A 9,052-nucleotide genomic window follows, 5' to 3' on the forward strand; every position below is an offset into this window, starting at 1 on the left:
CGCCTACCAACAAGTACCAGCCTACCGCCCCTCCGTGGCGCCGGGCTTGGTGGTCGGCCCGGGGGGCGCGGGCCCGGCGCTGGGCGCGGGGATGGGTGGCGGGCACGGCGCCTACCACGGCGAGCGACTCGAGCTGCGCACCGGTGCGCAGGCTCGGCTCGAGGCGCTCGGCCAGCGCGAGGAACCACGCCCCGTGCCGGCGGCGCAGCTCGTCGGTCTCGCCGTGCTCCTCGAGCCGCTCCAGGCCGTAGGCGCGGATCGTCTCCAGCATCCGGTACCGCAGGTCGTCGCCGACGATCAGCAGCGACTTCTCGACGAGGGTGGCGAGCAGCTCGTCCGGGTCGCCGAGCAGGCCACCGGGGTCGCACACGGCGGCCGCGGACTCGGCGGTCGCGCCGCCGGGGAAGATCGCGAGCCGGCGCAGCATCGCGCGCTCGGGCTCGGCGAGCAGGTCCCAGCTCCAGTCGACGACGGCGCGTAGCGTCTGGTGGCGCGGCAGGGCGGTGCGGCTGCCCCGGGTGAGCAGGCGGAACCGGTCGGCGAGCCGGTCGGCGATCTGCGCCGGAGTAAGCGAGCGGCACCGCGCGGCGGCGAGCTCGATGGCCAGCGGCATACCGTCGAGGGCGCGGCAGATGCGCACGGCCGCGTCGACGGTGGCGGCGTCGAGGGTGAGGCCGGGCCGTACCGCCGCCGCCCGGTCCCGGAACAACCGGACCGACGGGAAGCACTCGGCGGCCGCCGGGTCCGCGCCGCCGGGCGGCAGGGGCAGCGGCTCGACGCCGTAGAGCGCCTCGCCGGTGATGCCGAGCGGCTCGCGGCTGGTGGCCAGGATGCGCAGGTGCGGCGACTCCCCCAGCAGCCGCTCGGCGAGCGCGGCTGCGGGGCCGATGACGTGCTCGCAGTTGTCGAGGATGAGCAGCAGCCGGCGGTGCGCGATGGCGTCGGCCAGCCGGCGCGGCGCGTCGGCGGCGTCGGTGCCGCCGGTGCGCAGGCCGGGCGCGGGCTTGCCCGCCGGGTCGCGCAGGCCGAGGGCGGCCCAGACGGCCTGGATGACGTCCTCGGCGTCGGTGACCGGGGCCAGCTCGACGAGCCACACGCCCTCTGGGGCCTCATCGCGCAGCGTGCGGCCAGCCTCCACGGACAGTCGCGTCTTGCCGGCGCCGCCCGGGCCGACGAGGGTGACCAGCCGGCCGGCCGCGACGAGGCGGCGGACCGCGACGAGGCGGCGGACCGCGCCGAGGCGGCGGACCGCGCCGAGCTCGGCGTCGCGCCCGACGAAGCTGGTCAGCGCGGCGCGCAGGTTGCCGGCGGCGGGCCCGCGGCGCTCCCGCTCGGCCTCGCCGCGCAGGATCGCCAGGTGGACTTCCACAAGCTGCCCCGACGGGTCGGCGCCGAGCTCCTCGGCGAGGCGAGCCCGGCAGCGCTCGAACGCGGCCAGCGCCTCGGCCCCGCGGCCGGCGTCATGCAGGGCACGCATGAGCAGCGCGACGAGCCGCTCCCGCAGCGGGTGCGCGGCGACCAGCGCCTCGAGCTCGGCGACGACCCGCTCGCCGATGCCGAGCCCGGCTTCGATGCGTTCCTCGGTGGCGGCGAAGCGCAGCTCGTCGAGGCGGACCCGCCACGGCCGGGCGAACGGCGCGTCGGTGGCGTCGGCCAGCGCCGGCCCCCGCCACAGCGCCTCGGCCTGACGGAACAGTGCCACCGCGGCCGCCGGCTCCGCGGCCGCGCGGGCCTGCCCAATAAGGTCCTCGAACCGGACGTGGTCGACGCCGGCCGGGTCGACGTCGAGCAGGTACCCGGTCGGGCGCGCCCGCAGCACCCCGTCGGGCAGGGCGCGGCGCAGCCTGGACACCAGCGACTGCAGCGCGTTGCCGGCGCCGGCGGGCGGATCCTCACCCCAGATCCCGTCGATGAGCCGGGCGGCGGTGACGTCCCGCCCGGCTCCAGCGCGAGCAGGGTGACCAGGACCCGCAGGCGCGCGCCGCCGACCCCGACAGCCGCGCCGTCGCCGTCGCGCACCTCGAGCGGTCCCAGCAGGCCGATCCACACGCCCCCGATTGTGCTCTCCCGTCGCGCACGCCGCCGACGAGGGCATGATCGCGGGCTCGGAGGGTAACGCGGGTGGTGGTGAAGGCGGGCAAGATCGCGGTGCTGAGCGGCCCGGGCGCCGAGCGTTGGGCCCGGCGCCCGTTCCCACTGCGGCGGTCAGCTGCCGTAGACCTGGAACTCCCACAGCGAGTAGCCGTAGACGGTGGCCCGCTGGGTGCCGTACATCCGCACGTACCGGCCGGAGCCGGTGACGTTGAGCGTCTGGTTGCCGCCCGTTGCCGTGGTCGTGCTGTAGACGCTGGTCCAGTTGGTGCCGTCCGGCGACGTCTGGATCTGGAACGCCTTGGCGTAGGCGGCCTCCCAGTTCAGCGTCACCTTGCTGATGCTGTGCGTGGCGCCGAGGTCGACCCGCAGCCACTGCGGGTCGCTGAAGGCGCTCGACCAGCGGGTGCCGGTGTTGCCGTCGGTGGCGTTCGCCGCCGCTGTGCCGGCGTTCTCCGTCGACGACGCGGTGGTCGGCCGGCCCTGCGAGAGCAGGGTGCCGCCGCCGGTGCCGCCGCCCTTCTTGTTGTAGACGGCCACCCAGTCGATGTTCATCTGGGCGCCGGAGATGGTGGCGGCGTTGGGGCCGCCGCCGAACGCGTCGGGGAAGCCGCCGCCCATCGCCAGGTCGTAGATGATGAAGAACGGGTGGTGCACGGCGTTGTTCCACGTCGTCGCGTCCACGCGGGTGGCGGGCAGCGTGAAGTAGTTGGCGCCGTCGAGGTACCAGCGGATCTCCTCCGGCGACTTGGACCGGTCGATCTCCACGGCGTAGGTGTGGTATCCGGTCTGGCAGCCCGCGCACGCGCGCTCGCCGCTGCCGAGGCCGGTCGACTCGTTGCAGGCCCCGCCGGGGTTGGTGCCGCAGTGCAGCGTCCCGAACACCGAGCTGCGCCCGTTGATGTCCTCCAGGATGTCGATCTCGCCGCTGGTCGGCCAGGGGGTGCCGGAGCGCAGCGTCGAGCCGAGCATCCAGAACGCCGGCCAGTACCCGGCGCCGTTGGCGGTCGTCACGTTGGGCTGCTGGATCGAGGACTCCATGCGCACCACGTCGCCCGCGTCGGCGCCGAACGTGGCCGCCTGGGTCTCGATGCGCCCGGACGTCCATCCCGCCCGCGGGTCGGTGCCGGAGTGCAGGGCCCGCAGCACCAGGTGCCCGTTGCCGTCCTGGAACACGTTGGCGGTGCTGTTGGTCATGGTCTCGATCTCGCCGGTGCCGAAGCTGCTGCCGGGCCCGGTGTCGTACTTCCACGTGCCGGTGTTCACGCCCGTGCCCGCGGCGCCGTTGAAGTCGTCGCTCCAGGTCAGGGTGAAGCCCGCCGGCGGGGCGGGCGCGGCCGCGGCGGCCAGCCGCACGGTCTGTGTGCCCGCCCCGGCTTCGCCGGCGGCGCTGGTGCCGGCATGGGCGACGGCGGTGATGCCAACCAGGGCGAGCGTCGCCGCGGCGGTGACGCCGGCGACCCAGCCCTTGCTCCGGCGCGGCGGGCGCCGGTCCTGCTGATCGGAGGTCTGCATGGCTCTCCTCGTGGGCGAGGCGCCCGACCGGCCGCACGGTTGCGGGGCCGACGGCGGATCGGCCACGGACCGGGCGGGCGCAGTGAGGTTCGATATAGAGAGCGCTCTCTCAATCGCACGCTACCAACACCCGCCCCTTGGGCGTCAAGGGTCCGGCTCGGGTATCGCGACCATTGACATTGATGAGTGAGTATCGCGATGCTGGCCGCACCCCCACGAAGGGAACATGCAGGATGAGCATCCGCGTCCGGACCGCGTTCACCGCCGCGATCGCCACCGTCATCGCCGTCGCCGTCGTGGCGTTCGCCCCCGCCACCCCCGCCGCGCACGCCGCGGCCGACACGACCCGGACCCCGGGCCTGGCCCGGTACACCGTCGCGCTCACCAGCGACAGCACCGGCGCCGCGTGGACCGGCCACGAGTCGGCCACCTTCACCAACACCTCGCCGGCCGCGCTGAGCGAGGTCTACCTGCGGCTGTGGGACAACTACCACGGCACCTGCCCGTCCGGCGCGCCGATCACGATCAGCAACCTGACCGGCGCGACCGCCGGGACGCTCACCGTCGGCTGCACCGCCCTCAAGGTCACGCTGCCGGCGCCGCTGGCCCAGAACGCCTCCGCCGCCATCGGGTTCGACCTGGGCGTCACGGTGCCGATCGGTGCCGATCGGTTCGGGCGCGACGGGGCGTACAACTTCATCGGCAACGCCCTGCCCGTGCTGGCCGTGCGCGACGGGGCCGGCTGGCACCTCGACCCCTACACGAACAACGGCGAGTCCTTCTACAGCCTCATCAGCGACTTCGACGTCACGCTGGACCATCCCACCGCGCTGGCGGTGCCGGCGACCGGGACGTCCACCGACTCGCCGGGCGCGAGCGGCCGCACCGTGACCCACGCGGTCGCCCCACAGGTCCGTGACTTCGCCTGGGCCGCCGGCCCGTTCACGAAGATCACCGGCGTCTCCGCCGGCGGTTACCGAGTCAACGTGTACCGCACCAGCGCCATCAGCTCCAGCAGCGCCCAGTCGATGCTCACCACCGCGCAGAACGCCCTCGACGCGCACTCGTCGCGGTTCGGCGCCTACCCGTACGGCGAGGCCGACATCGTGCTGGACAACAACTTCTGGTTCGGCGGCATGGAGTACCCCGGCTTCGTGCTCGACGTCGTCTCCAGCAACGCGCTCGCGCACGAGCTCGCCCACCAGTGGTTCTACGGGATCGTCGGCGACGACGAGTACACCACACCGTGGCTGGACGAGGCCTTCACCGACTACGCCACCGACCTGTACTTCGGCCGGACCGGCACGAACTGCTGGAACTCGGTGACGTGGCAGTCCGCCAGCGAGCGCCTGACGAGCTCGATGGCCTACTGGGACGCCCATTCCAGCCGGTACTCCACCGTCGTCTACGGCTACGGCAAGTGCGCCCTGCACGACCTGCGCCGCACCCTGGGCGACACGAAAATGACCAACCTGATGAGCTCCTATGCTCAGTCGCACTGGTACGGCGTGTCCACCGTCGCCGACTTCAAGGCCGCCGCCCGGCAGGCCGCGGGCCCGACGAGCCTGGCGTCGTTCTGGACCACGCACCGCATCGACGGCTGAGCCCCGCACGCCTCATCCGCGCGCCTCATCCGCGCGCCTCATCCGCGCGCCTCATCCGCGCGCCTCATCCGCGCGCCTCATTCGGGGGCCGACAGGAACTCCTCGACCAGCGATGGCAGGGACGGGGCGGCGGTCACGTCGTAGTGCGTGCGCCCGGGCAGGATCGCCAGGAGGTTGGGGCCGCGCTTGGAGGCGTCCCACTCCGCGTCGCGCAGGCCGCCGCCCAGCAGCGCGTAGAACTCGGCCGCGTGGGTCGTGGGGACGGAGTCGGCGTCGGCGTACACCAGCATGGTCCGGGCCGTGATCCGCGCGGCCTCCGCGGACCAGTCGTAGTCGCCGCGCAGCAGGTCGCCCATCTTCGCGCCCAGCACCGGCCAGTCCTCGACGCGCGGCGCCACCTTCTCGTACGCCGCGTACAGCGGCGAGCCCTTCATCCCCTCCGCGGCCTGCGGCCCGATCTGCGCCATCCCGGCGATCACCTCCGGGAACCACCCCGACCGCCGCACCGGCACGGAGACCACGATCAGGCGACGCACCTGGTCCGGATGCTGCATCGCCGTCCGCAGCGCCGCGCCGCCGCCCAGCGAATAGCCCATCACGTCCGCCCGGGCCAGGCCCAGGTGACGAATCAACGCCGCCACGTCATCGCCAAACGTCTCGTACCGCAGCGGCCGATCGACGTCCGGCGTGTGCCCGTGCCCCTGCAGCTCGACGGCGATCACCCGCCGCCGGGCGGCCAGGGCCGGCAGCAGCGCCCCGAACATCTCGATGGTCCAGAACCCGCCGTGCAGCAGGACCAGCGGCTCACCCTCGCCGTGCTCCTCGTACCACAACGGGACCCCGTTCACCTCGGCGTACGTCACGGTCCGACCATAACCGCCGTGGCTCGTCAGGAAGGCCCGGACGGGCAGGCTATGGTGACGGCGGAGGCGTGCGGGCGGCTGGTGCCCCTCCCGGTCTTCAACACCGGTGTGGTCCGGAATCCGGGCCAGGCGGGTTCGATTCCCGTCCGCCTCCGCCAACCAGCTCTTGTGAAGAGCATCGGGCCTTCTCTCACTTAGAGTGACCGTCAATTGGGCGCTTGGCATCGCGAGAAGCCGAGTTCGGGCGGCGCAGTCCGCGCCTGCGATCTGCGTCGACCCGGCCATCATGTTCGCCGTGATCACGGAGTAAAAATGCACACGGAGCAGCACGTTCGCTCCGTGATCATGGAGAACCCCGTGCATTGTGGGCGCCGGACGCATGACCACGGAGGCTTTGCTCGCGGGCTGCCGCTGCCAGCCAATCTACGGTCACTCTTAGTCCCGGCAGTGCCGGGGCGATCTCAGTGCGCGCGGCAATCCACAGCAAAGATCTTCAGGGCTCCTGATGCTCGTCGTCGTCCACACCCAGGGCGTCTCCGATGCGCCGCTGAGCGGTTCCCTCCTGGCCATCGATGCATCGAGGGTCAGGGGCCGCTCGCGCCGTGGGACCAAGGTGGGACCACTCGGCATGCGCGAGCGCAGACGGCATGCGTACGGCCGAACGAGACCGATGGCATCACAACGCGCCTGAAGTGCGGAAACGCGTCAAGAGCAGTCCCGGGGGCCAAGTGATTGTCGGTGCAGGCGCGTGAGGCGACTGACTCGCTCGGTCGCGACCTGGACGAGGTTCTTAGCGGTTACATTTGCCGTATTCGACGCAGCCGGCATCAGCTTACCGTTCGACCGGCCCGCCGAGCAGGCGTGAGTACCGAACTGAGTGGCACCGCCGGCGCCCGCCGAGTGGGCGCCGAAGTTCTTGCCTCATTGAGCGCGGCCCTTACGTATCCACTGCTCACAGGCTTATGGCCGCTAATGAGCTGCGCGCCCCCCGAGGCGGGACTGCCGACGCGTGGCGCGCTAGGTCCGCGTCGGGTCGGTAGATGATATCCGCAGACCGGCGGGGTGAGTAGACGACCCAACGGGAACGCTAGGCCATACAAGGCCAGAGACGTTATAGAGTGATCCAGCGTGGCCGGGGACGGACGGCATGGCGAATTGGGGTCGATCGGCCGCGCCTCGGCTACTGCAGGCCAGTGGCAGCAAGGATGTCAGAAACTGCATGCACCGTCATGAAGGTGCCCATCGCTGCGAAGATCGATCCGATGGCACGGTCGAGGATGAGGGCGTCGCGCTCTGCTATCCGATTTCGCGGACGAAGCCGGGGAGACCATCTCATGGCGGCCCGAACGTGCTTGCGAGCAAGGTCGCGGTAGTTCGTAGCCAGCACAACGCCAACGGACGTGATCAGCAGACTGATCACCAAACCGAGCACGGGGCGCCAGAGCTGCACGACTCATTCTCACCGACCCGTGCAACGTCAGTACGGAAGCACGCTCGTGGCCAAATCCTCGATCAAGGCAGTACGCGTCCGGATCTGCCGCCGTCCAAGCACGTGGCCGCAGGAGACTCATCACTCTCTGTTGACTTGGACCAGGTCGTCTATGGTCTCGCCGCCACGCGATTCCGCCGAAACAGTGCGCCGACATGTAGGTCGCTACGCTGCTGCGCGTGAGCTACGACCTGTACTTCTGGCCATCCGGGGCTGCAAGGAATTCTCGCTGGCTGGCTGATCGGCTCGCGGACGAGAGGGCCAGCGGTCTTGTGCCAGATCAGCGGGTCCTGGCTTTCCGCGCTGAGCTGCTGCGCCGCTGGCCAGACCTTACCGACAGGATCGCTCCGTGGCATCACGATCTGGGTTGGCGGCAGCCGTGGGGCCGCGCCGACCTCGCCGATCGGTTCGTCGGGGTGACCCTGCCTTATGGCTGGGCAGACACCAGCGCGCTCCCTGCACTGGCCGGTGCGTATGGGCTCGACTCGTACGACCCGCAATCGGACCAACTGGTGTCGCCCCGGTCGCTGCCACCGGACAGGGGAGTTCTCGACGACGTGGCGCAGGTCGGCGGCTGGGTGACCGACGAACACCTCGTGCAGTTGCTTCGACAGATCAGCACCTACATCGGCTATGCGTATGACGATCTGGACGAGGCGGCACTCATCGGCGCGCTCGACGGCACGAACGACGAGGCAGCCGGCAGCTGGTTCGAATACCCGCTGGCAGGCACACCCACGCTGCTGATCCGGCTGGCGAAGTCACCGGGTAGCGAAGTGGTCAGCGTCGGCGTCGAAGGAACCATGGATCTGGTCCTGGCCACGCGGATAGAAACACTGCTGGACCTGCTGTAGCGACTCGCAGAGCAAAAGCCGTCTGCCGCGAGGCGCGCGCAACGCAGCGTGGCGAGCCGGGCCAGCCCTCGGCACCCGCAACTGCCGAGAACAGTGCGGTATGAGGTGCGAACCTCGAACGAAGAAGCGGCGGTGGCTGTTTATGACGGCTGGTCAAGGCCAGAGACTTGAGCCAGGTAGGCGACGGCCTCGGCGCCGACACGCACTCGCACGTCTGCCCCCTCGCTATCGCATCGGCGGACTGACTGGTCACTTCCGCTCATGACCCCTCTTGAGCCTCTCCGCGCCACGGTGACCGGCAGGACGCATGCCATGAGTGAGCCACACCAAACCGCTGTGGGCAGCCGCGATACGAGCGACCCCACCGGTCACCTCGACCAAGCCTGGCCGGGCTGCGGTCGTAGGTCTAGTAAACAAGTAGCCGCTGAGCCGGTGCTGCGGCTCACGTCGATCGTCACGGTCCGTACGCCGCTTCGCAGGCCATTGATCACAAATCTGGCGAGCGCGCTATGGCGACGATCTTGGCCCGGCTTACGCCACGAGCTCCTCGCTGAGGGTCCATAGGCGCGTGGCGGCCTCGGGGTCGCGGGCCAGGGAGCTCGGCTCGATCTGTTTGCCGCGGAGGAAGTAGCCTCC

Annotated in this window: 6 protein-coding genes and 1 tRNA gene; 3 read left to right on the plus strand and 4 right to left on the minus strand. The window is 71.0% G+C overall.

Going from position 1 to position 9,052, the window contains the following annotated elements; translation table 11 throughout:
• Both ABT297_RS41820 and ABT297_RS41825 read right to left on the minus strand, forming a co-directional pair.
• Positions 1–1,852, minus strand: a 1,852-nt coding sequence (locus ABT297_RS41820) for an ATP-binding protein (protein WP_350559348.1), incomplete at its 3' end; no start/stop codon positions are given.
• 353 nt (positions 1,853–2,205) lie between these two features.
• Entirely contained in the window at positions 2,206–3,606 is a 1,401-nt protein-coding gene (locus ABT297_RS41825; RefSeq protein WP_350559351.1) for a galactose-binding domain-containing protein, read from the minus strand.
• A 233-nt stretch (positions 3,607–3,839) separates the two neighbouring features.
• Between ABT297_RS41825 and ABT297_RS41830 the strand changes: the two genes are divergently transcribed.
• A complete protein-coding gene (locus ABT297_RS41830; protein ID WP_350559354.1) occupies positions 3,840–5,210 on the plus strand; it encodes a M1 family metallopeptidase in 1,371 nt (456 codons plus the stop codon).
• A gap of 77 nt (positions 5,211–5,287) precedes the next feature.
• Here the strand turns inward: ABT297_RS41830 and ABT297_RS41835 are convergent, their stop codons facing one another.
• Positions 5,288–6,073: an alpha/beta fold hydrolase gene (locus ABT297_RS41835; RefSeq protein ID WP_350559357.1), complete on the minus strand. Its 786-nt coding sequence runs from the start codon at positions 6,071–6,073 to the stop codon at positions 5,288–5,290.
• Positions 6,074–6,135: 62 nt separating this feature from the next.
• Here ABT297_RS41835 and ABT297_RS41840 point away from each other — a divergent pair.
• A tRNA-Sec gene (locus ABT297_RS41840) sits at positions 6,136–6,231 on the plus strand.
• A gap of 1,022 nt (positions 6,232–7,253) precedes the next feature.
• Here ABT297_RS41840 and ABT297_RS41845 read toward each other — a convergent pair.
• Positions 7,254–7,523 carry a hypothetical protein gene (locus ABT297_RS41845; RefSeq protein ID WP_350559360.1) on the minus strand — a complete coding sequence of 90 codons (270 nt, stop codon included), beginning with the start codon at positions 7,521–7,523 and terminating at the stop codon, positions 7,254–7,256.
• A 218-nt stretch (positions 7,524–7,741) separates the two neighbouring features.
• Here ABT297_RS41845 and ABT297_RS41850 point away from each other — a divergent pair, with 218 nt between their 5' ends.
• The gene (locus tag ABT297_RS41850) at positions 7,742–8,416 is read left to right on the plus strand and encodes a hypothetical protein (protein WP_350559363.1); all 675 of its coding nucleotides are present in this window, start codon (positions 7,742–7,744) and stop codon (positions 8,414–8,416) included.
• Positions 8,417–9,052 lie beyond the last annotated feature (636 nt).

It is taken from the genome of Dactylosporangium sp. NPDC000555, assembly GCF_040300025.1.
GTDB lineage: Bacteria > Actinomycetota > Actinomycetes > Mycobacteriales > Micromonosporaceae > Dactylosporangium.

What these genes read in the sequence shown, in the direction of transcription:
- ABT297_RS41825 (WP_350559351.1), bottom strand. Translation starts at nt 3,606, where the DNA reads ATGCAGACCTCCGATCAGCAGGACCGGCGCCCGCCGCGCCGGAGCAAG.
- ABT297_RS41830 (WP_350559354.1), top strand. Translation starts at nt 3,840, where the DNA reads ATGAGCATCCGCGTCCGGACCGCGTTCACCGCCGCGATCGCCACCGTC.